Raw genomic sequence first — 22,727 nt, forward strand, 5'->3', positions numbered from 1 at the left:
ATGGGAAATTCTGACCGTAAGCCTGGTCTGATTAAGCGCCTGTGGAAATGGTGGCGTACCCCCAGCCGTCTGGCGCTAGGGACGCTGCTGTTGATCGGTTTTGTCGGCGGCATCGTCTTCTGGGGCGGCTTTAACACCGGGATGGAAAAAGCCAATACCGAAGAGTTCTGCATTAGCTGCCACGAAATGCGTAACACGGTGTATCAGGAATACATGGATTCCGTGCACTACAACAACCGTAGCGGCGTCCGTGCGACCTGTCCGGATTGTCACGTTCCGCACGAGTTTGTGCCAAAGATGATACGCAAGCTCAAAGCAAGTAAAGAGCTGTATGGTAAAATTTTTGGCGTTATTGACACGCCGCAGAAATTTGAAGCTCATCGCCTGACGATGGCACAGAATGAGTGGCGGCGCATGAAGGACAACAACTCGCAGGAGTGCCGTAACTGTCACAACTTCGAGTATATGGATACAACCGCCCAGAAATCGGTTGCCGCGAAGATGCATGACCAGGCGGTGAAAGATGGGCAAACCTGTATTGATTGCCATAAAGGGATAGCGCACAAGCTGCCCGACATGCGTGAAGTCGAGCCAGGTTTTTAACAGGGTTATTGCGTGGGTATGCTTGAAGCCAGAGAGTTACTTTGCGAGCGGGATGAACGAACCTTATTTAGTGGTTTATCATTTACGCTGAACGCAGGAGAGTGGGTACAAATCACCGGTAGCAACGGCGCGGGGAAGACAACGCTTCTCCGTTTGCTGACGGGGTTGTCTCGCCCTGACGCAGGCGAGGTTCTCTGGCAAGGGCAGCCCTTGCATCAGGTACGCGACAGCTACCATCAAAACCTGTTATGGATAGGCCATCAGCCGGGGATCAAAACCCGGCTGACGGCGTTAGAAAATCTGCACTTTTATCATCGCGATGGCGATACCGCACAATGTCTGGAAGCCCTGGCGCAGGCCGGGCTTGCCGGATTCGAAGATATTCCTGTAAATCAACTTTCTGCCGGGCAACAACGCCGCGTCGCTTTAGCGCGTCTGTGGCTGACCCGTGCCACGTTATGGATACTCGACGAGCCTTTTACCGCGATTGACGTTAACGGCGTCGATCGTCTGACCCAGCGTATGGCGCAGCATACGGAGCAGGGGGGGATTGTGATTCTGACTACCCACCAGCCGCTCAACGTTGCTGAAAGTAAAATTCGCCGCATTTCACTGACGCAAACGGGGGCCGCATGATGTTCTGGCGCATTTTCCGTCTTGAGCTGCGCGTAGCGTTTCGCCATAGCGCCGAAATCGCCAACCCGCTGTGGTTCTTCCTGATTGTAATTACCCTTTTTCCGCTCAGTATCGGTCCGGAGCCGCAACTGCTGGCGCGTATTGCGCCGGGCATTATCTGGGTTGCTGCGCTGCTTTCATCCTTGCTGGCACTCGAGCGACTGTTCCGTGACGATTTGCAGGACGGCAGTCTTGAACAATTGATGTTGTTGCCGTTACCCTTGCCCGCCGCTGTGCTGGCGAAGGTGATGGCGCACTGGATGGTAACCGGTCTGCCGTTACTCATCCTTTCGCCCCTGGTAGCAATGCTACTGGGAATGGATGTTTATGGCTGGCAAGTGATGGCGTTAACGCTACTGCTGGGAACCCCTACGCTTGGCTTTCTTGGTGCGCCGGGCGTGGCGCTGACAGTGGGACTTAAGCGCGGTGGTGTGCTGCTCAGCATACTGGTGTTACCGCTGACTATCCCATTACTCATCTTTGCCACCGCCGCGATGGACGCGGCTTCTATGCATTTGCCCGTTGATGGGTATCTGGCAATTTTAGGCGCGTTGCTGGCAGGCACCGCGACATTAAGTCCTTTTGCGACGGCGGCAGCGTTACGAATCAGCATTCAATAACGCTGGATTACTGATTTTTGTTCGAGTCTGGTATCGAAACTATGTGGAAAACACTGCATCAACTGGCGATCCCACCACGGCTGTATCAAATCTGTGGCTGGTTTATACCGTGGCTGGCAATTGCCAGTGTGGTCGTGCTTACCGTCGGCTGGATCTGGGGATTCGGCTTTGCTCCGGCTGATTATCAGCAGGGAAATAGCTACCGCATTATCTACCTGCATGTGCCTGCGGCGATCTGGTCGATGGGCATTTATGCATCAATGGCGGTGGCAGCGTTTATTGGCCTGGTCTGGCAGATGAAAATGGCCAACCTGGCGGTGGCGGCGATGGCCCCCATTGGTGCCGTGTTTACCTTTATTGCCCTGGTTACCGGCTCTGCATGGGGAAAACCGATGTGGGGCACCTGGTGGGTATGGGATGCACGTCTGACTTCTGAACTGGTGCTGCTGTTTCTGTATGTTGGTGTCATTGCCCTGTGGCACGCCTTCGACGACCGTCGTCTGGCTGGCCGTGCGGCAGGTATCCTGGTGCTGATTGGCGTGGTGAATCTGCCGATTATTCATTACTCCGTTGAGTGGTGGAACACCCTGCATCAGGGATCAACGCGGATGCAGCAAAGTATCGATCCGGCGATGCGTTCGCCGCTGCGCTGGTCGATTTTTGGCTTCCTGCTCCTGTCTGCCACGCTGACGCTGATGCGGATGCGTAATTTGATTTTGCTGATGGAAAAACGCCGTCCGTGGGTGAGTGAACTGATACTGAAAAGAGGCCGTAAATGACCCCTGCATTTGCTTCCTGGAATGAATTTTTCGCAATGGGCGGTTACGCCTTTTTTGTCTGGCTGGCGGTGGTGATGACCGTTATTCCGCTGGTGGTTTTGGTCGTGCACTCGGTGATGCAACATCGCGCAATTCTGCGTGGCGTGGCGCAACAGCGGGCGCGTGAGGCGCGTTTACGTGCTGCGCAACAGCAGGAGGCTGCATGAATATTCGCCGTAAAAACCGCTTGTGGATTGCCTGTGCCGTGCTGGCGGGGCTGGCGCTGACTATCGGTCTGGTGCTATATGCGCTGCGCTCGAATATTGATCTCTTTTATACGCCGGGGGAGATTCTCTACGGCAAGCGTGAAACTCAGCAGATGCCGGAAGTCGGTCAGCGTCTGCGCGTTGGCGGGATGGTGATGCCGGGGAGTGTGCAGCGCGATCCCAATTCGCTAAAAGTAACTTTCACCATTTACGACGCTGAAGGTTCAGTAGATGTCTCTTACGAAGGCATTTTGCCGGATCTGTTCCGTGAAGGGCAGGGCGTTGTGGTGCAGGGCGAACTGGAAAAAGGCAATCATATCCTCGCGAAAGAAGTGCTGGCGAAACACGATGAAAACTACACGCCGCCAGAAGTTGAGAAAGCGATGGAAGCTAACCACCGTCGCCCGGCGAGTGTTTATAAGGACCCAGCATCATGATGCCAGAAATTGGTAACGGGCTGCTGTGTCTGGCGCTAGGAATTGCGCTGCTGCTGTCCGTGTATCCGCTATGGGGCGTGGCGCGCGGGGACGCGCGCATGATGGCGTCTTCCCGCTTGTTTGCCTGGCTGCTGTTTATGTCTGTGGCTGGCGCATTTCTGGTGCTGGTCAATGCTTTCGTGGTCAACGACTTTACCGTCACCTATGTTGCCAGCAACTCCAATACCCAGCTTCCGGTGTGGTATCGCGTGGCGGCTACCTGGGGCGCGCATGAAGGCTCGCTCCTGCTGTGGGTGCTACTGATGAGCGGCTGGACCTTTGCGGTAGCGATTTTTAGTCAGCGTATTCCGCTGGATATTGTTGCCCGCGTACTGGCGATAATGGGGATGGTCAGTGTCGGCTTTTTGCTGTTCATTCTCTTTACCTCTAACCCGTTCTCACGCACGCTGCCGAATTTCCCGATTGAAGGGCGCGATCTTAACCCACTGTTGCAGGATCCGGGGCTAATTTTCCACCCGCCTCTGCTCTATATGGGGTACGTCGGTTTCTCGGTGGCGTTTGCTTTTGCCATTGCATCTTTGTTGAGTGGGCGTCTGGACAGCACTTATGCGCGTTTTACTCGTCCGTGGACGCTGGCTGCGTGGATCTTCCTGACGCTCGGCATTGTGCTCGGTTCCGCATGGGCCTATTACGAACTCGGCTGGGGCGGCTGGTGGTTCTGGGATCCGGTAGAAAACGCCTCGTTTATGCCGTGGCTGGTGGGGACTGCGCTGATGCACTCACTGGCGGTCACTGAACAACGCGCCAGCTTCAAAGCGTGGACATTACTGCTGGCAATCAGTGCCTTCTCGTTGTGTCTGCTGGGGACTTTCCTGGTGCGTTCCGGCGTGCTGGTATCGGTACACGCGTTTGCCTCTGATCCGGCACGCGGTATGTTTATCCTCGCCTTTATGGTACTGGTGATTGGTGGTTCGCTGCTGCTGTTTGCCGCGCGTGGACACAAAGTTCGCTCACGCGTAAACAATGCGCTGTGGTCGCGGGAATCTCTGCTGTTAGCGAACAACGTTTTGCTGGTCGCCGCGATGCTGGTGGTATTACTGGGGACGCTGCTGCCGTTAGTGCACAAGCAACTGGGACTGGGCAGCATTTCGATTGGCGAACCGTTCTTCAACACCATGTTTACCTGGCTGATGGTGCCGTTTGCGCTGCTGCTTGGTGTCGGTCCTCTGGTGCGCTGGGGGCGCGATCGCCCACGTAAAATCCGCAATTTATTGATTATCGCCTTCATCTCAACGCTGGTGCTGTCGCTGCTGCTGCCGTGGCTGTTCGAAAGCAAAGTTGTGGCGATGACGGTGCTCGGCCTGGCAATGGCCTGCTGGATTGCGGTGCTGGCAATTGCGGAAGCTGCGCTGCGTATTTCACGCGGTACGAAAACCACCTTCAGTTATTGGGGAATGGTGGCGGCTCACCTGGGGCTGGCAGTGACAATTGTTGGTATTGCCTTTAGCCAGAACTATAGCGTTGAGCGTGATGTGCGCATGAAGTCCGGCGATAGTGTCGATATTCATGAATATCGCTTCACCTTCCGTGATGTCAAAGAGGTGACTGGCCCGAACTGGCGTGGCGGTGTGGCGACTATCGGCGTAACGCGCGATGGCAAGCCGGAAACGGTGCTGTATGCGGAAAAACGTTATTACAACACTGCCGGGTCGATGATGACCGAAGCGGCGATTGACGGCGGCATCACGCGTGACCTGTACGCCGCGCTCGGTGAAGAGCTGGAAAACGGCGCGTGGGCCGTGCGTCTTTACTACAAACCGTTTGTTCGCTGGATTTGGGCGGGCGGGCTGATGATGGCATTGGGCGGGCTGCTGTGCCTGTTTGATCCTCGCTATCGTAAGCGCGTGAACCCGCAGAAAACTGCGCCGGAGGCTGTATGAAGCGCAAAGTATTGTTAATTCCGTTGATTATCTTCCTGGCGATTGCCACGGCGCTACTGTGGCAGCTGGCGCGTAATGCCGAAGGGGATGATCCGACCAATCTGGAATCGGCGCTCATTGGCAAGCCAGTGCCGAAGTTTCGCCTCGAATCACTGGACAATCCGGGGCAGTTTTATCAGGCGGATGTGCTGACTCAGGGCAAACCGGTGCTGCTTAACGTCTGGGCGACCTGGTGTCCGACCTGCCGTGCGGAACATCAATATCTGAATCAGCTTTCTGCGCAGGGCATCCGCGTGGTCGGCATGAACTATAAAGACGATCGCCAGAAGGCAATCAGCTGGCTGAAAGAGCTGGGCAATCCTTACGCGCTAAGCCTGTTTGATGGCGACGGCATGTTAGGGCTGGATCTCGGTGTCTATGGCGCGCCAGAAACGTTCCTTATTGACGGCAACGGCATCATTCGCTATCGCCATGCGGGCGATCTCAATCCTCGCGTCTGGGAAGAAGAGATCAAGCCACTGTGGGAGAAATACAGTAAGGAGGCCGCACAATGAGGTTTTTATTGGGCGTGCTGATGCTGATGATCTCCGGCTCAGCGCTGGCGACTATCGACGTGTTGCAGTTTAAAGATGAAGCACAGGAACAACAGTTCCGTCAGCTCACTGAAGAACTGCGCTGCCCGAAATGCCAGAACAACAGCATTGCCGATTCCAACTCGATGATTGCCACCGACCTGCGCCAGAAAGTGTATGAACTGATGCAGGAAGGCAAAAGTAAGAAAGAGATTGTCGATTATATGGTGGCGCGTTACGGCAACTTCGTCACTTACGATCCGCCGTTAACGCCGCTGACCGTGCTGCTGTGGGTGCTGCCAGTAGTGGCTATTGGCATTGGCGGTTGGGTCATATACGCCCGTTCGCGGCGTCGGGTACGCGTGGTGCCGGAAGCGTTTCCAGAACAAAGCGTGCCGGAAGGTAAGCGTGCCGGATATATTGTTTATCTGCCGGGTATTGTGGTGGCGTTAATTGTGGCTGGCGTCAGCTACTACCAGACTGGCAATTATCAGCAGGTGAAAATCTGGCAGCAGGCCACGGCACAGGCTCCGGCGTTACTGGACAGGGCGCTGGATCCGAAAGCCGATCCGCTCAACGAAGAAGAGATGTCGCGCCTTGCGCTGGGGATGCGTACTCAACTGCAAAAAAATCCGGGAGATATAGAAGGCTGGATTATGTTGGGCCGCGTTGGCATGGCGCTGGGTAACGCCAGTATCGCCACCGATGCATACGCCACTGCGTATCGCCTCGATCCGAAAAACAGCGATGCTGCACTGGGATACGCTGAAGCGTTGACACGTTCATCTGATCCCAACGACAACCGCCTCGGCGGCGAACTGCTGCGCCAGTTGGTGAGAACGGACCATAGCAATATCCGTGTGTTAAGCATGTATGCATTTAATGCCTTTGAGCAGCAACGATTTGGCGAAGCCGTTGCCGCGTGGGAGATGATGTTGAAACTCTTACCTGCCAACGATACTCGCCGTGCGGTGATCGAACGTAGTATCGCGCAGGCGATGCAACATTTGTCGCCGCAGGAGAGTAAATAAAAAGTGGCCCGATGGTGATGCCATCGGGCTATTTTTATTGTGCCCCGCGTTGTTGCAGGAACAGAATGGTGGCCGCCACGCGTGAGCGGACGTTGAGTTTACGCAGCAGATTGCGAATATGGACTTTTACTGTCTGCTCGGAAATATTCAACACCGAGGCAATCTGTTTATTTGACAGCCCCTGTGCCAGCTCGTGCAGAACATCCAGCTCGCGTTCTGTCAGCACGCTGAAGGGGTCTTCTTCCGCGCCAAACATTTCACGTTCACGTAAGTACTGATTGACGCGTTCGCTAAAGACTTTGCTGCCTTTCGCTCCGGCACGAATTGCTTCCAGTAACACTTCCGGGTCGCTGTCTTTCAACAGATAACCGTCTGCGCCTGCGTCTATCAGTGCAAAGACATCGCTGGAGGCATCTGATACGGTCAGGATAATAATTTGCGCGGTAACGCCATCCCTGCGCAAGGCATTGAGGGTATCCAGGCCACTCATGCCTTTCATATTGAGATCCAGCAAGATCACGTCGATATCCAGTCTATTCGCCAGATCGATCGCGCTTGCGCCGTCGCCCGCTTCGGCGACCACTTCAAAGCCAGAATCAAGCTCCAGTAACTGACGAACACCGCGTCGCATAAGTGGATGATCATCCACAATCATCACCTGAAAAGGCGTTGCTTCAGGCATAGTAGTCTCCTGAGGTTTTATTAGAATCATTATGTTTGAGCGTAGCGTTGGTAACGCTACCAGGCGCGTGAATGTTACCCCATTTTATGTATGGACATGTAGTGAAAACTACAACTTTGTCGTTCGCTTTGGCATCATCTTCATTATAAAGACGGAATTTTGCATCAGCTTCTCATCAGGAAAAACAACTAAAAAATCAATCACAATACTTGTGCATTTCTTTAAACAGTTTTTAAAAACTGACTCCGGGTATGGAGCTATGGGTATTTTCTGTCCCCAATGCTTTTAACAGCAATTAATTTCATAGGATGAAAGCTTAATGCACCAATCTGGTTCTGTTTCTCTTTGTCGTTCCGCAATATCTGTTCTGGTGGCTACAGCGTTATATTCACCCATAGCATTGGCATTAACTGTTGAGTATGGTGAGACAGTTGATGGTGTTGTCCTGGAAAAAGATATCCAGCTGGTTTATTGGACCGCCAATAATACGAAAATCAATCCTGGCGGAGAACAGCATATATAAGAATTAGGTGTAAGTAGTAATACTGAAATTAACGGGGGATATCAGTACATTGAAATAAATGGCACCGCAGAATACTCAGTATTAAATGATGGTTATCAAATTGTTCAAATGGGTGGCGCGGTAAACCAGACTACGATCAATAATGGAGTGCTACAGGTTTATGGCGCGGCGACTGATCCCACGATTAAAGGAGGGCGCGGTGATGCGGCATTTACGTTGGGCAATGCCGGAAGCGTTGTTGATATCAGTACGTATGAATATACCTTGCTGGATAATGGCAACCATAGCTGGAGTCTCGCAGAGAATCGCGTACAAATGCCCCCTTCAACCACGGATGTGCTGAATATGGCGGCAGCACAACCGCTGGTATTTGATGCAGAACTGGACACCGTGCGTGGGCGTCTTGGTAGCGTAAAAGGCGTTAATTACGATACGGCGATGTGGAGTTCGGCAATTAACAGCTGCAACAACGTGAACACTGATGCGGGAGCTGGCTTTGAGCAAACATTGACGGGCCTGACGCTCGGTATCGATAGTCGTTTCTCCCGTGAAGAAAGCAGCACAACTCAGGCGGGTGTAGTCTGGACGTTCTGATAACAGAAAATAAACAGGTCGTGATGTGTCGCTGTCTGTTTATCGAATTAAATGCAGATATAAAAAAACCAACCGCAATAGGTTGGTTTTCTTGGGATTTTTGGTCGGCACGAGAGGATTTGAACCTCCGACCCCCGACACCCCATGACGGTGCGCTACCAGGCTGCGCTACGTGCCGACTCGTGGCTGTTAATACTACCGTTTTCCACACCGATTGCAAGTAAGATATTTTGCTAACTGATTTATAATTAATCAGTTAGCGATAAAACGCTTCTCGTCTGTCAGTACTTGCAATAACAAACTTAACTGTGGTTTTTCATCTTTCACTCTTTCACCACGTAAGTTGTAAGTGCGGTATTTACCGTTATTGTTCAGCACCAGCGTCTTTTTCGGGGTGGTAATTGCCAGCGTATCGTTATCCGCGGCGGTAACCCAGTAATGGCGGCGTTGAGGGTTGAACAAATCCTGACCTTGCGAATATTCGCTGGCAGGTGTGCTGACATGTAGCAGGCGTTGCATCAGCGTCGTCATCAGATCGGTATGATCAGTCAGCGCATTAATACGCTGCGCCGGCGTGCCTGGCCAGTGAATCACTAATGGCACCTGCAGATGACCGTGGGACCAGTCAAAGGTTTCTTCCTCTTCGCTCAGCGGAATACCCCGCCCGGCAGTGATAATCACCACCGTATTGTCCAGTTTGCCAGAATCACGCAGTGCATTGAGCACGCGGTTGATCTGGTCATCGACATTGCCTACTGCTCGGCTATATTTCCGTGCAAATGCCTGCTGATTGCTGTCGTCAATGTTTGTGCCATTGAAAGAGACCCACGAGAACCAGCGGTTATCTTCTTGTGCGTAGCGGCCCAGCCAGTTGATCCACTGCGTGGCGGTCTGTTCGTCGGATTGGGTGCGTACACTCGGCATCGAGAAATCTGACAACAATGCCTGCCGATACAGCGGGCTGGTAAAGCCATCTGACGAGAATAACCCCAGCTGATAGCCTTGCTGATTAAGCGCAGTAATTAACGCCGCAGGCGTACGGGTCGACAAAATGCCGTCCATATAGCTTGGCGAGATGCCATAAAACAGGCCAAAGATGCCGTTGTCTGTAGTGTTGCCGGAGCTCATATGACGCGTGAACGAAATATTTTGCTCAGCAAAACCTGCCAGCGCAGGCATCTGCTTCTCGAAGCGTGAGTAGTTCAGGCCATCGACAGTAATCAACAGCACATTCTGCCCGGTGCCCATATCGCGATAGCGCAGTTCGCTTAACGGGTACTGAACGGAAACGGCGTCTGGATTGCCTTGCTCAATAAGACGGCGTTGATACTCCTGCGCATCAAGCAGGCCATGCTTCTCAAGAAAACGTCGTGCCGTCATCGGGTACGAAAGCGGCAGGTTAGCGCGCTGCATGGTGATCGGGCGATAGAAGTTGGCATCGGCCCAGATATAAACCACATGCGAGGCGATAAAGGCGATAAATAAGAATGCGGCCAGCGGGCGCGCGAAGCGCCGACGACGCGTCAGGCTGCGCAGCTTTTGCCAGCTCCACGTCGCAAACACCAGTTCAAGCAATAAAATAACCGGCACACTGATGAACATTAGCTGCCAGTCGCGCGCCATCTCATTTTCGTCTGGGTTGATAACCAGCTGCCAGACGATGGGATTAAGATGGAGATGGAAACGAGTAAAGACTTCGCTGTCGATCAGTAATAGCGTCATTCCCGCCGTTGCCAGAATGACGGACAAAAACCTCATCAGCCTCTGGGAGCCGACGATAAAGGTTAGCGGGAAGAGGATCAGCAAGTAGGTGGCGAACACCAGGAAGCTGAAATGACCGATAATGCTTACGTAGGAATAAATGCGACCAGCAAGCGTTGTCGGCCAGTCGGCGATAAACAGGTAACGGCTGCCAATGACGAGCGAAAGCAGAATATTGAACAGTGCAAACCAGTGCCCCCAACTGACCATCTGGGAGACTTTTTCACGGTAGCGCTGACGATGAGTTACCATAACCTGTTATCTGTTTCCCTTAGTGCGCTTTGTCTTCGTTGATAGAGGACTGTAAGGCGCGGGCAAAAGAGTTGGCAATTGCCTGGCGTTGGGCCGGGGCAATGCTGGTGTTGATAAGGTTAGTGACCATGTTGCCTAACACCATCAGGGAAAGGTCGGTCGGAGCCTTATGTTTTTCCAGTACGTTGAGCAGCTCTGCGAGCAATTGTTCAACCTGTTCATCACTGTAGCGGGAAATTTGTGGCATAAATCGAAATCAGTTAGTTGATGAAAGGGCAACATATTACCGTAGCAACGGTTTTTTTTCTGCTTTTTTATGCGTTAAATCATTCTCGTTACGCTGCCTTCTGTAAAATGACCGCCATCTTTTATTGCGTCGCTTAACCGGCGGTGGTTGAATACCGCCCGGTCTTAAAGGAGAGTTTATCATGAGTCTGGATATCAACCAGATTGCTCTGCACCAGCTTATCAAGCGTGATGAGCAGAACCTTGAGCTGGTGTTGCGCGATTCATTGCTGGAACCGACGGAAACCGTCGTTGAGATGGTGGCAGAACTGCATCGGGTCTATAGCGCCAAAAATAAAGCTTACGGCTTGTTTAGCGAAGAGAGTGAACTGGCGCAGACGCTGCGCTTACAGCGTCAGGGCGAAGAGGACTTTCTGGCATTTAGCCGCGCGGCAACCGGTCGCCTGCGTGACGAATTAGCGAAATATCCTTTTGCTGACGGTGGATTCGTGCTGTTTTGCCACTATCGCTATCTGGCGGTGGAGTATCTGCTGGTGGCAGTTCTGAGCAACCTGAGCAGTATGCGTGTTAACGAAAATCTCGACATCAACCCAACCCATTATCTTGATATCAATCATGCGGATATTGTTGCGCGTATCGATTTAACCGAGTGGGAAACCAATCCAGAGTCGACCCGCTATCTCACTTTCCTGAAAGGGCGAGTAGGGCGCAAAGTGGCGGATTTCTTTATGGATTTCCTCGGTGCCAGCGAAGGGTTAAACGCGAAAGCGCAAAACCGTGGGCTGTTGCAAGCGGTCGATGATTTCACTGCCGAAGCACAACTGGATAAAGCAGAGCGACAGAACGTGCGCCAGCAGGTTTATAGCTACTGTAATGAGCAGCTGCAGGCAGGTGAAGAGATTGAACTGGAATCGCTGTCGAAAGAGCTGGCAGGCGTCAGCGAAGTGAGCTTCACGGAGTTTGCGGCTGAAAAAGGCTACGAACTGGAAGAGAGCTTCCCGGCAGACCGTAGCACACTGCGTCAGTTGACGAAGTTTGCCGGTAGCGGCGGTGGCTTGACTATTAACTTTGATGCGATGCTGTTAGGTGAACGCATCTTCTGGGATCCAGCAACCGATACCCTGACCATTAAAGGCACGCCGCCGAACTTGCGCGATCAATTGCAGCGCCGGACGTCTGGCGGCAATTAATCGGTTTTGTGTTCTGAATGCCAGATGCGGCGTGAACGCCTTATCTGGCCTGCAAAAAATAGCGATACCGTAATCAGGCATAATTTGCAGAGACAAAAAACCCCGCCGGAGCGGGGTTTTTTACAACTTATTCAGCAATTAAGCGCGAACGAAGTCGATGTGCAGCAGCTTCGGTTTGTACGGGTGACGCTGTACGTCCTGAGCTTTAACTTTGATTTCTTTACCGTCAACAACGATGGTCAGAACTTCGCTGTAGAATTCAGCTTTAACTTGCATGTTCATGACTTTGTCGTGATCCAGTTCGACAGCCAGCGGCGCTTCTTTGCCACCGTAGATGATTGCCGGGAACTTGTTAGCGGCACGCAGGCGGCGGCTCGCACCCTTACCCTGCTCTTTACGTACTTCTGCGTTGATAGTAAACATTTCTTTCTCTCTTAAATTAATCCTGCTACAGGCGACCCAGCAACAGGTAAGTGATCTGCTTTGCGTATGCAAAAGCGGGCGAGATTCTATACTCAATCGCCTTATACATCAATCAAAACTACCATTAACCGCGTAATTCGTGCGCCCGACGAAAACGACCTTCGTAATCGAACACTTTTTCACGCACTTGCCAGTACTGGCCTTTCATGCGGGCGACGACAAAATCCGGGTGTCGCAATAAGGCTTGCTGGGCGAGGACATCGGCGGCGGTGATCCAGCGCAGCGGGATGCCCGGTGTGCGCGTATGCGGGCGGATAAAAAGCTGCTCGAAGGCAGTTCGCTGGGCGGGCGTTTGCAGACGGAAACGCTCACTCACATCCGCGCCGTCTTCATCGTAATAGGTGATTTTCAACCATTCGCCTTTTTCGTCGTGCCCATGCTGCAAAGACATGCCGCTACAGCGTAATACCAGCGCGCCTTTCAGTCGTAGCGCCGCTTTTAACATATCATCCGGGTCAACCAGAATGGTATCACACTCGCGGCAACGGCGGGCGGCAATATCATTTTCTGCGTTACATTGCGGGCAATTTTTAAAACGGAAACGGAAGTCACACTGTTCGCGATGTCCGTCGTCATCTTCAAACCATCCCTGACAGCGACGACCAAAGTGTTCAATCAATGTCCCGTCGGCAGTCGTTTTCCCCCAAAAGGTGTTGGCAAAACCGCAGGCAGGGCAGAAAACCTGTACCGGAACGTTGTCACTTTTGCCTTTCGGTGTACCAACTTCCGGCGCGTAGAGATCGTGAGGGTTACCCGCATAATCAAGAATTAAGCAATCAGTCTTGCCGGGGGCCAGGCGCAGGCCGCGCCCGACAATTTGTTGGTAAAGACTCACCGATTCGGTAGGGCGCAGAATGGCGATAAGATCGACGTGCGGGGCGTCAAATCCGGTGGTCAGTACCGCGACGTTGACCAGATAGCGAAAACGCTGGGCTTTAAAATCATCAATTAATACATCGCGCTCAGCGCCGGGTGTGTCGCCAGTAATCAGTGCTGCATCTTCGGCAGGCAGTAATCCCACAATCTCTTTTGCGTGTTCGACCGTCGCGGCGAAAATCATCACCCCTTTGCGCGTTGCAGCAAACTCCATGATTTGGCTGATGATGTGTGGCGTAATGCGTTGCTGTTTTTTCAGCTCGCGGTTGAGATCGGCTTCGCTGAACAGTCCGTTACTCTGTGCCTGCAAGCGGCTGAAATCGTATTGCACTACTGGCATATCCAGCCGTTCTGGCGGCGTCAGATAGCCGTGTTTAATCATATAACGCAGCGGCAGCTCATAAATGCAGTCACGGAAAAGGGCTTTCTCATCGCCGCGTACCATGCCGTGATAATGGAACTGGTAGATCCAGCCTTTGCCCAGTCGAAAAGGCGTGGCAGTCAGCCCCAGCAGGCGTAAGTGGGGATTCACTTTGGTCAGGTGAGTGAGGATTTGCTGATACTGGCTCTCTTCATCGTCACCAATACGGTGGCATTCATCGACAATCAACAGCGAAAATTCACCCTGAAAGGCATCAAGATTACGGGCGACCGACTGCACGCTGCCAAATACCACTTTACCGTGGCTCTCTTTGCGCTTTAGCCCGGCGGCAAAAATATCGGCTTCCAGCCCCAGCGCCTGATATTTTTCATGGTTTTGTGCCACCAGTTCTTTAACGTGTGCCAACACCAGCACGCGACCACGCGCCAGCCGCGCCAGTTCCGCTATCACCAGGCTTTTACCTGCACCGGTGGGCAGCACGATTACGGCAGGGGTTTTATGACGACGAAAATGGTTGAGCGTGGCATCCACGGCTTCTTGCTGATATGGGCGGAGTGTAAAAATCATGGTCTCGCGTAGGTAGATTATTCTGCTAATAGTATGCCACGGATCTTTTTCCCTTGAGGGAAGTTATTAGACCGCTATACTGGGCAGACAACAGTTCAGATTTTCGGGTCATTACCCGACCTCCGTTTTTTACAGGCAAAATCACACACATGCGACTTGATAAATTTATCGCACAGCAACTCGGCGTTAGCCGTGCTATTGCCGGGCGTGAAATCCGCGGCAATCGTGTCACCGTCGATGGCGAAATCGTCCGTAATGCAGCGTTCAAACTGCTCCCTGAACATGATGTCGCTTACGATGGCAACCCGCTGGCGCAGCAACACGGTCCACGTTACTTCATGCTCAATAAGCCTCAGGGCTATGTTTGCTCCACGGACGACCCGGATCACCCAACGGTGCTCTATTTTCTTGATGAACCGGTAGCGTGGAAACTGCACGCTGCAGGGCGTCTGGATATCGATACCACCGGTCTGGTACTAATGACAGATGATGGTCAGTGGTCGCACCGCATTACTTCCCCGCGCCATCATTGCGAGAAGACCTATCTGGTGACGCTGGAATCACCCGTAGCTGACGATACGGCAGAGCAATTTGCTAAAGGCGTGCAGCTGCATAACGAAAAAGATCTCACTAAGCCGGCGGTGCTGGAAGTGATTACCCCAACGCAGGTTCGTCTGACCATCAGCGAAGGGCGTTATCATCAGGTGAAACGCATGTTCGCCGCCGTGGGTAACCATGTGGTTGAGCTGCATCGTGAACGTATTGGCGGCATTACGCTGGATGCTGATTTAGCCCCCGGTGAATATCGTCCGTTAACTGAAGAAGAAATTGCCAGCGTCGTCTAACTTTTCAATGACTTTCAGGAGCCCGTTGTGACCACCCGACAGCATTCGTCGTTTGCTATTGTTTTTATCCTTGGCCTGCTGGCCATGTTGATGCCGCTGTCGATTGATATGTATCTGCCTGCGCTACCGGTAATTTCAGCGCAGTTTGGTGTACCGGCGGGCAGTACGCAGATGACCCTGAGTACTTATATTCTGGGCTTTGCGTTGGGGCAGTTAATCTACGGGCCGATGGCAGACAGCTTCGGGCGTAAGCCGGTGGTTCTTGGCGGTACGCTGGTGTTTGCCGCCGCCGCGGTGGCGTGTGCGTTGGCGCAAACCATCGATCAGCTGATTGTGATGCGTTTCTTCCACGGGCTGGCTGCGGCTGCGGCCAGCGTGGTTATCAACGCTTTGATGCGTGATATCTACCCGAAAGAAGAGTTCTCACGGATGATGTCGTTTGTCATGCTGGTGACGACCATTGCACCGCTGATGGCACCGATAGTTGGCGGCTGGGTGCTGGTGTGGCTGAGCTGGCATTACATCTTCTGGATCCTCGCCGTGGCGGCGATTCTGGCTTCGGCAATGATCTTCTTTCTGATCAAAGAAACCTTACCACCGGAGCGTCGCCAGCCTTTTCACATTCGTACCACTATTGGTAACTTTGCGGCGCTGTTCCGTCATAAGCGTGTCCTGAGTTATATGCTGGCCAGCGGTTTCAGCTTTGCCGGGATGTTCTCATTCTTAAGCGCCGGACCGTTTGTCTACATTGAAATCAACCACGTCGCGCCGGAAAACTTTGGTTATTACTTTGCGCTAAACATTCTTTTTCTGTTCGTGATGACCATCTTTAACAGCCGCTTCGTCCGCCGTATTGGCGCGTTAAATATGTTCCGCTCGGGGTTGTGGATACAGTTTATTATGGCAGCGTGGATGGTCATTAGCGCGCTGCTGGGGCTGGGATTCTGGTCGCTGGTGGTTGGCGTTGCGGCGTTTGTGGGCTGCGTGTCGATGGTGTCATCCAATGCGATGGCGGTCATTCTTGATGAGTTTCCCCATATGGCGGGAACGGCATCTTCGCTGGCAGGAACCTTCCGTTTCGGCATAGGGGCAATTGTTGGCGCATTACTTTCTCTTGCGACCTTTAACTCTGCATGGCCGATGATTTGGTCAATTGCATTCTGCGCAACCAGTTCCATTCTCTTCTGTTTGTACGCCAGTCGGCCGAAAAAACGGTGATCTATTGCACAACGAGGAAGCTAAAAGGCTTCCTTTGTTGATACATGTCAACCACAAATCTATCATTCCCCCGATGTATGTATATTTTATGTAAAATCAATTTATGTAAAAAGTCACATCATTGTAGTTAAAAAGGTTGAGTTAGATCGCAGAAACGGGTACATATAGCCCCGCAAACGTGACCACGCCCGCAGATATTATTTAAATCAGAGCCATAGAGGCCACGCTGGCGAGGCATCAATCTTTACGATCTGTATAAAGACGGATTGTTGATGATGTGTTAAAGTTGATGTAAATAAACTGTGAAATAAATGTGCTTCCGGGGAAAATAAGTGACTCCATTACAACTCTCAATCGTCCATCGACTGCCGCAGAACTATCGCTGGTCTGCTGGTTTCGCAGGTTCGAAGGTTGAACCGATTCCGCAAAATGGACCGTGCGGTGACAACAGCCTGGTGGCGCTTAAATTGCTTAGCCCGGATGGTGATAATGCATGGTCGGTGATGTACAAACTAAGCCAGGCGTTAAGCGACATCGAAGTTCCATGTTCGGTGCTGGAGTGTGAAGGTGAGCCGTGCCTGTTTGTAAATCGCCAGGACGAATTTGCTGCAACATGCCGATTGAAAAATTTTGGTGTGGCAATTGCCGAACCCTTTTCAAACTACAATCCTTTTTAAGCGTCAGCTCAACGCCAGTAGCTGACGCGTATACTCCTGCTGCGGTGCGGCAAACACGCGCGCGCACGGTCCTTGTTCCACTACTTCCCCTTGTCGCAGTACGATAACCTGATGACATAACGCGCGGACAACGTGCAAATCGTGGCTGATAAACAAATAGGCCAGTTGATGCTTTTGTTGCAATGATTTCAATAGCGTCAATATTTGCGCCTGCACCGTTTTGTCGAGTGATGATGTTGGTTCATCAAGAATGATCAGCGAGGGCTTAAGAATTAACGCCCTGGCAATCGCAATACGTTGCCGCTGACCACCAGAGAACTCCGCCGGATAACGGTGGCGTGTTTCAGGATCTAATCCCACTTCATGCATCACGGCTATCACTTGTTGTTCGCGTTGTGCGGCAGAAAGCGTCGGCTGGTGAACCCGTAAGCCTTCCTCAATAATTTGCAAAACGTTGAGTCGTGGGTTGAGTGAGGAGTTTGGATCCTGAAATACCACCTGAATGCGATGACGAATAGGTAACAGCTGGCGGCGATTTAAATTTTGCAGTGGCTGACCGTCAAAGACGATGCTGCCATGAGAATTAATCAGTCGCAGCAGCGCCAGTCCCGTCGTGCTTTTCCCGGAACCGGACTCGCCCACTAAACCCAGTGTTTCACCCGCCCGTAGCGTAAAACTGATGTTTTTCACCACCACATTATGATCCACAATGCGCTTCAAAATCCCTTTGCGGATGGGGAAGGCAACCTGAAGCTGTTCAACATCTAGCAACGTTGAGGCAGGTTCTGGCAATGGCACCGGGTCGCCAGATGGTTCACTGTTGAGTAGCTTTTGTGTGTAAGGATGAGTGGGTGAGGCAAATAGCGTAGCAGCGTTATTTTGCTCGACACAGCGACCGTTTTGCATTACCGCCACGCGGTGGGCCAGTTTTCTGACAATGCTGAGGTTATGAGTAATAAACAGCATGCCCATATTCAGCTCGCCTTGCAGTTCGCGCAACAGCTGTAAAATCTGCGCCTGGACAGAGACGTCCAGCGCGGTGGTTGGTTCATCGGCAATTAATAATTCCGGTCGCGTTAACAGCGCCATCGCAATCATCACCCACTGGCGTTCGCCGCCGGAGAGCTGATGCGGATAATCTGTCAGCCGTTTTGCCGCCTGGCGGATACCGACGCGATCAAGGCAGTTAAGAATTTCGCCACGAGCCGCTTCCCGACGCATCCCGCGGTGGAGTGAAAGCACTTCATAAAGCTGTTTTTCCAGGGTATGTAATGGATTTAACGACACCATCGGCTCCTGAAAAATCATGGCGATCTTATTACCGCGTACACCGCGCAACGTTTGATCGCTGGCATGAAGCAGCGATTCGCCATGAAAACGAATATCGCCGGAGAGATATTCAACCGGCGGGCAAGGGAGCAGGCGTAAAATTGACAGCGCGGTAACGCTCTTACCTGAACCAGACTCACCTACCAGCGCCAGCGTTTCGCCAGCCGCAATCTGTAGTGAAACATCATTGACTACTGTACGTACGGTTTGCTGATGGCGAAAACCCACTGACAAATTTTCAATCGCTAACAGAGTTTGCGTCATGCTACACCGCCTTATTAGGATCAAATGCGTCGCGGACGGCTTCACCAATAAAGATCAGCAAAGACAACAATATCGCCACCGATAAGAAGGCGGTGATCCCAAGCCACGGGGCCTGAAGGTTATTTTTCCCTTGTAACAGCAGTTCACCGAGTGACGGTGAACCGAGCGGCAGACCGAAGCCGAGGAAATCGAGTGAGGTCAGGGTGGTTATCGAACTACATAAAATAAACGGTAAAAAAGTGAGGGTAGCGACCATGGCATTTGGCAACATATGACGCAGGATGATACTGCGATCGCTGACGCCAAGCGCCTGCGCCGCGCGGATGTAGTCGAAATTACGGGTACGTAAAAACTCCGCCCGCACCACGCCGACCAGACTCATCCAGCTAAACAAGACAGTAATTGCCAGCAGCCACCAGAAGTTAGGCTGTACGACGCTGGAAAGTAAAATAATCAAAAACAGCGTCGGCATCCCCGACCATACTTCAATAAAACGTTGCCCCCAGAGATCGACTTTACCACCGTAATAGCCTTGTAGCGCCCCCGCCAGCACGCCCATCACGCTGGAGCAGAGGGTCAGCATCAGGCCAAACAGAACTGAGATCCGCGTGCCATAGAGAATGCGTGCCAGTACATCGCCGCCATTGGCATCCGTTCCCAGCCAGTTTTGCCGGGAGGGTGGAGAAGGGAAGGGCTTATCGGTAGCAAAGTTGATACTGGTAGCACCAAAGCGAATCGGAGCCCACAGTACCCAGCCGTTATTTTCCAGCCGTTGTTTCAGCCACGGGTCCTGATAATCAGCCTGACTTGCCAGCGGGCCGCCAAAATCGCTTTCGCTGTAGTTTTTCAACAACGGGAAATACCAACTGCCGTCATAACGCACCAGCAACGGTTTATCGTTGGCGATAAGTTCAGAACACAAACTCAAACCAAACAAGACGAGGAAAATCCATAACGACCAGTAGCCGCGACGGTTATGGCGAAAACGCGCCCAACGGGCCTGATTGACGGGGCTGAGTCGCGACATTAACGTCCCTCAAAATCTATACGCGGATCGACCAGCGTATAGCTGATATCACTGACAATATTCAGCAGCAGGCCAATCAGGGTGAAAATATACAAGGTACCAAACATTACAGGATAATCGCGCGAGACGGTCGCTTCGTAGCCCAGTAAGCCGAGGCCATTGAGTGAAAACATCACCTCAATCAGCAGCGAGCCGGTAAAAAACATGCTGATAAACGTCGCCGGAAAACCGGCAATCACCAGCAGCATGGCGTTGCGGAACACATGTTTCCAGAGAATATTTTTTTCACTTACCCCTTTCGCACGTGCCGTCACCACGTATTGCTTACGCACTTCATCAAGGAATGAGTTTTTTGTCAGCATGGTCAGAGCCGCAAAGCCGCCAATCACTGTCGCCAGCACCGGCAGCGTGATATGCCACAGATAATCGGTGATTTTCTGATACCACGGCAGCGAATCAAAGTTAGCGGAAACCAGGCCGCGCAGAGGGAACAGGTCGAAATAGCTGCCGCCCGCGAAGAAGACAATCAGCAGGATGGCAAACAAAAAGGCCGGAATGGCGTAGCCGATGATGATAAATGCACTACTCCAGACGTCAAAACGGCTCCCATTATAAACAGCTTTGCGAATGCCTAACGGAATCGACACCAGATAGATAATCAGCGTGCTCCACAATCCGAGGGTGATGGAGACCGGCAGACTGTCTTTAATCAGCGTCAGCACCGAGGCGCTGCGAAAAAGGCTGTCGCCAAAATCAAAACGGATGTAGTCCCAGAGCATTTTGAAGTAACGTTCGTGGATCGGCTTATCGAAACCGTAGCGATGAGTGATCTCGGCGATCACTTCTGGATCTAATCCGCGTCCGCCACGGTAATTACTGTCGCTGATATTGCCGACGCCCGTTTGCGCATGGCTGGCGCGAACACCTTCACCGCCTGCGCCGGGTAATACTCCGGCATTACCAAACTCAATGGCGGCGATGGCCTGGTCGACCGGACCGCCAGGCGCAATTTGCACGATGAAAAAGTTGATAGTGATAATCGCCCATAACGTTGGGATCACCAGCAACAGACGGCGAATCAGATAAGCGCCCATCTACTCTCCCTGTTGTCTGGCTGACGGCAGTTTCGTCGCTTTATTAACGTCATACCACCAGGTATCGATACCCAGGCTGTAAACAGGGCGTACAGCGGGTTGGGAGAATTTATCCCACCAGGCGAGACGGTCTTCCGCCATGTACCACATTGGCAGCATGTAATAATTCCACGTTAATACGCGATCCAGTGCTCGCCCCAACGGCAGTAATTTTTCTTTATTTCCCTGCGCGGCAATAATTTGGTTGATCAGCGAGTCGATAACCGGGCTTTGCACGCCGGGGGCATTATAAGTGGAATTGATATATTCCGATGACCAGGAAATCTGTAAATCGGAACTGGGCCACGGCATCGCCCGCCATACGCGCGGCATCATGTCATAGTCGCGACTGCGCATGCGGTTGGTGATTTGCGAGTTATCCACCTTACGAATGTCCATGTTGATACCCAGCCGTTGCAGGCTGTGCTGGAACGGCAATACCCACTGACTATTGCTGCTTGCGGGAAGCAATAATTCAAAGCTGAGTGGCTGACCCGTTGTGACATTAACGCGTTGCTGACCCTTCAGCACCCAGCCTGCTTCGTTGAGAAGTTTGTCGGCTTTTAACAGGTTGTCACGATCGTAGCCATCGCCTTTGGATACCGGCGGCTGGTAGATTTGCGTGAAGACTTCTGGCGGTAGATCTTTTTTCATTGGTGCCAGAAGCACCAGTTCCGCGGCGTCGGGGTAATTTCTGGCCGCATATTCGGTATTCTGAAAATAACTGTTCGTGCGACTCCAGGCATTGTAAAACAACGCTTTGTTCATCCATTCAAAGTCAAAGGCGAGAGTGATCGCTTCCCGCACCCGGCGATCGCTGAATACCGGACGTTGGATATTAAACGCCAGCCAGCGCGTATCCTGGGCTGATTCGTTCTTTTGCTCATCTTTGATGATGTATTTTTTATCGAAATTTTTACCGGTATAGCGCGTGGCCCAGTTTTTGGCGTCGTTTTCCATACGCAAATCAAAGGCACCTGCTTTAAACGCTTCAAAGGCGACATTATCATCGAGGTAATAATCGTAGCGAATGGTGTCGAAATTCCAGCGTCCACGGTTTACCGGTAAGTTTGCTGCCCAGTAATCTTTCACGCGGGAATAGACAATATTTTGCCCCATTTTCCAGGACGTAATGCGGTACGGACCACTGGCAAGCGGAGGCGTGGCGAGCGGGTCGCTAAGTTTGTGATCTTTCCAGTACTTTTCTGGAAATACCGGCAGCGAAAACAGACTCAGCATATCTTCTTTGCCGGGTTTAGCTAACTCAATGCGCACGGTTAACGGCGCAATGGCTTTGACGGTGGTGCCTTTGTAGACCAGACGAAATTGCGGCACGCCTTCGGTCATAAATTTTTGAAAAGTAAACTCTACATCGCGGGCAGTAATGGGCGAACCATCATGAAAACGGGCGCGCGGATTAATAGCGACCTCCACCCAGGAATAATCGTCAGCATAGCGTGCGCTTTCAGCAATCAGCGGGTAATAACTGCCTGGTTCGTCATCGGAAGTCGTAAATAGCGTGTCGTACAGCTGCTCGGTGCGTGCGCCCGGGTTGCCGCGTAGTGCATAGCGGTTGAAATTATCGAAGGTGCCGAGGGCGGACAACGTTATTTGCCCACCTTTTGGCGCGGCGGGGTTCACATAATCAAAATGGTTGAAATTAAATGCGTACCGGGGTTCGCCCAGTACGGCAAAGGCATAGCTTTCCTTGATAGCCTGCGCCTGCGCACCAAAGGTGAACAGAGCGATAAACAGCAGCAGTATGCGCACAATCAT

The 22,727-nt window shown here is 52.2% G+C and carries 22 protein-coding genes, 1 tRNA gene and 1 pseudogene; 14 read left to right on the plus strand and 10 right to left on the minus strand.

The annotated features are described in order from the left end of the window. From napC to ccmH, 9 genes are read left to right on the plus strand one after another with little or no spacing between them, the layout of a single operon-like run. The gene (gene napC, locus C4F37_RS03510; protein ID WP_000528376.1) at positions 1–603 is read left to right on the plus strand and encodes a cytochrome c-type protein NapC; all 603 of its coding nucleotides are present in this window, start codon (positions 1–3) and stop codon (positions 601–603) included. Between the two features lie 12 nt (positions 604–615). Then, a complete protein-coding gene (gene ccmA, locus C4F37_RS03515) occupies positions 616–1,239 on the plus strand; it encodes a cytochrome c biogenesis heme-transporting ATPase CcmA (protein ID WP_000525586.1) in 624 nt (207 codons plus the stop codon). Next, on the plus strand, positions 1,236–1,898 hold the full coding sequence (gene ccmB / locus C4F37_RS03520) for a heme exporter protein CcmB (protein WP_000971720.1): 663 nt from the start codon (positions 1,236–1,238) through the stop codon (positions 1,896–1,898). Before ccmA ends, ccmB begins: the two co-directional genes overlap by 4 nt. 41 nt (positions 1,899–1,939) lie before the next feature. After that, positions 1,940–2,677, plus strand: a complete 738-nt coding sequence (gene ccmC / locus C4F37_RS03525; protein WP_001295447.1) for a heme exporter protein CcmC — start codon at positions 1,940–1,942, stop codon at positions 2,675–2,677. Continuing rightward, positions 2,674–2,883 (plus strand): heme exporter protein CcmD, encoded by a 210-nt coding sequence (gene ccmD / locus C4F37_RS03530; RefSeq protein WP_000186540.1) that lies wholly within the window; start codon positions 2,674–2,676, stop codon positions 2,881–2,883. Before ccmC ends, ccmD begins: the two co-directional genes overlap by 4 nt. After that, on the plus strand, positions 2,880–3,359 hold the full coding sequence (gene ccmE / locus C4F37_RS03535) for a cytochrome c maturation protein CcmE (protein WP_001026418.1): 480 nt from the start codon (positions 2,880–2,882) through the stop codon (positions 3,357–3,359). The genes ccmD and ccmE overlap by 4 nt, the downstream gene beginning before the upstream one ends. After that, positions 3,356–5,299, plus strand: coding sequence for a cytochrome c-type biogenesis heme lyase CcmF (gene ccmF / locus C4F37_RS03540; RefSeq protein WP_000982446.1), 1,944 nt, complete (start codon positions 3,356–3,358; stop codon positions 5,297–5,299). Before ccmE ends, ccmF begins: the two co-directional genes overlap by 4 nt. Further along, complete coding sequence (gene dsbE / locus C4F37_RS03545) at positions 5,296–5,853, plus strand: thiol:disulfide interchange protein DsbE (RefSeq protein WP_000824456.1); 558 nt, start codon at positions 5,296–5,298, stop codon at positions 5,851–5,853. Before ccmF ends, dsbE begins: the two co-directional genes overlap by 4 nt. After that, entirely contained in the window at positions 5,850–6,902 is a 1,053-nt protein-coding gene (ccmH, locus tag C4F37_RS03550) for a cytochrome c-type biogenesis thiol:disulfide oxidoreductase CcmH (RefSeq protein ID WP_001211564.1), read from the plus strand. The genes dsbE and ccmH overlap by 4 nt, the downstream gene beginning before the upstream one ends. A gap of 34 nt (positions 6,903–6,936) precedes the next feature. Here ccmH and narP read toward each other — a convergent pair whose 3' ends face one another. Continuing rightward, positions 6,937–7,584, minus strand: a complete 648-nt coding sequence (gene narP / locus C4F37_RS03555) for a nitrate/nitrite response regulator protein NarP (RefSeq protein WP_001113641.1) — start codon at positions 7,582–7,584, stop codon at positions 6,937–6,939. A 319-nt stretch (positions 7,585–7,903) separates the two neighbouring features. Here narP and C4F37_RS27495 point away from each other — a divergent pair. Further along, positions 7,904–8,701: pseudogene (locus C4F37_RS27495) on the plus strand (autotransporter outer membrane beta-barrel domain-containing protein). Positions 8,702–8,802: 101 nt separating this feature from the next. Here C4F37_RS27495 and C4F37_RS03575 read toward each other — a convergent pair. From C4F37_RS03575 to C4F37_RS03585, 3 genes are all read right to left on the minus strand, one after another. Next, positions 8,803–8,879: transfer RNA gene (locus C4F37_RS03575), tRNA-Pro, on the minus strand. 74 nt (positions 8,880–8,953) lie between these two features. Continuing rightward, a complete protein-coding gene (gene yejM, locus C4F37_RS03580; RefSeq protein ID WP_001539003.1) occupies positions 8,954–10,714 on the minus strand; it encodes an LPS biosynthesis-modulating metalloenzyme YejM in 1,761 nt (586 codons plus the stop codon). 19 nt (positions 10,715–10,733) lie between these two features. Beyond that, positions 10,734–10,961: a YejL family protein gene (locus tag C4F37_RS03585; protein ID WP_001135667.1), complete on the minus strand. Its 228-nt coding sequence runs from the start codon at positions 10,959–10,961 to the stop codon at positions 10,734–10,736. Positions 10,962–11,142: 181 nt separating this feature from the next. Here C4F37_RS03585 and yejK point away from each other — a divergent pair, with 181 nt between their 5' ends. Continuing rightward, entirely contained in the window at positions 11,143–12,150 is a 1,008-nt protein-coding gene (gene yejK / locus C4F37_RS03590; protein ID WP_000050789.1) for a nucleoid-associated protein YejK, read from the plus strand. Between the two features lie 138 nt (positions 12,151–12,288). Here the strand turns inward: yejK and rplY are convergent, their stop codons facing one another. Together rplY and C4F37_RS03600 are read right to left on the minus strand one after the other, a co-directional pair. Further along, positions 12,289–12,573 (minus strand): 50S ribosomal protein L25, encoded by a 285-nt coding sequence (gene rplY, locus C4F37_RS03595; RefSeq protein WP_000494186.1) that lies wholly within the window; start codon positions 12,571–12,573, stop codon positions 12,289–12,291. 124 nt (positions 12,574–12,697) lie between these two features. After that, a complete protein-coding gene (locus C4F37_RS03600; RefSeq protein WP_106106700.1) occupies positions 12,698–14,458 on the minus strand; it encodes a DEAD/DEAH box helicase in 1,761 nt (586 codons plus the stop codon). Between the two features lie 149 nt (positions 14,459–14,607). Between C4F37_RS03600 and rsuA the strand changes: the two genes are divergently transcribed. The 3 genes from rsuA to C4F37_RS03625 all read left to right on the plus strand — a co-directional run bounded on the left by rsuA (position 14,608) and on the right by C4F37_RS03625 (position 17,198). Next, positions 14,608–15,303 carry a 16S rRNA pseudouridine(516) synthase RsuA gene (rsuA, locus tag C4F37_RS03610; protein ID WP_001234850.1) on the plus strand — a complete coding sequence of 232 codons (696 nt, stop codon included), beginning with the start codon at positions 14,608–14,610 and terminating at the stop codon, positions 15,301–15,303. Positions 15,304–15,330: 27 nt separating this feature from the next. Continuing rightward, positions 15,331–16,521, plus strand: a complete 1,191-nt coding sequence (gene bcr, locus C4F37_RS03615) for a multidrug efflux MFS transporter Bcr (protein WP_000213379.1) — start codon at positions 15,331–15,333, stop codon at positions 16,519–16,521. Between the two features lie 332 nt (positions 16,522–16,853). Next, positions 16,854–17,198: a YejG family protein gene (locus tag C4F37_RS03625; RefSeq protein ID WP_000188242.1), complete on the plus strand. Its 345-nt coding sequence runs from the start codon at positions 16,854–16,856 to the stop codon at positions 17,196–17,198. A 3-nt stretch (positions 17,199–17,201) separates the two neighbouring features. Here the strand turns inward: C4F37_RS03625 and yejF are convergent, their stop codons facing one another. The 4 genes from yejF to C4F37_RS03645 are packed head-to-tail and all read right to left on the minus strand — an operon-like array spanning position 17,202 to position 22,727. Beyond that, positions 17,202–18,791 carry a microcin C ABC transporter ATP-binding protein YejF gene (gene yejF, locus C4F37_RS03630; protein ID WP_106106701.1) on the minus strand — a complete coding sequence of 530 codons (1,590 nt, stop codon included), beginning with the start codon at positions 18,789–18,791 and terminating at the stop codon, positions 17,202–17,204. A gap of 1 nt (position 18,792) precedes the next feature. Next, on the minus strand, positions 18,793–19,818 hold the full coding sequence (locus C4F37_RS03635) for an ABC transporter permease (protein ID WP_001538999.1): 1,026 nt from the start codon (positions 19,816–19,818) through the stop codon (positions 18,793–18,795). Next, positions 19,818–20,912, minus strand: coding sequence for a microcin C ABC transporter permease YejB (locus tag C4F37_RS03640; RefSeq protein WP_000501604.1), 1,095 nt, complete (start codon positions 20,910–20,912; stop codon positions 19,818–19,820). Before C4F37_RS03640 ends, C4F37_RS03635 begins: the two co-directional genes overlap by 1 nt. Continuing rightward, the gene (locus C4F37_RS03645; protein ID WP_001538998.1) at positions 20,913–22,727 is read right to left on the minus strand and encodes an extracellular solute-binding protein; all 1,815 of its coding nucleotides are present in this window, start codon (positions 22,725–22,727) and stop codon (positions 20,913–20,915) included.

The sequence above is a fragment of the Escherichia sp. R1 genome (assembly GCF_003000935.1).
GTDB classification, from domain to species: Bacteria; Pseudomonadota; Gammaproteobacteria; order Enterobacterales; family Enterobacteriaceae; genus Escherichia; species Escherichia coli.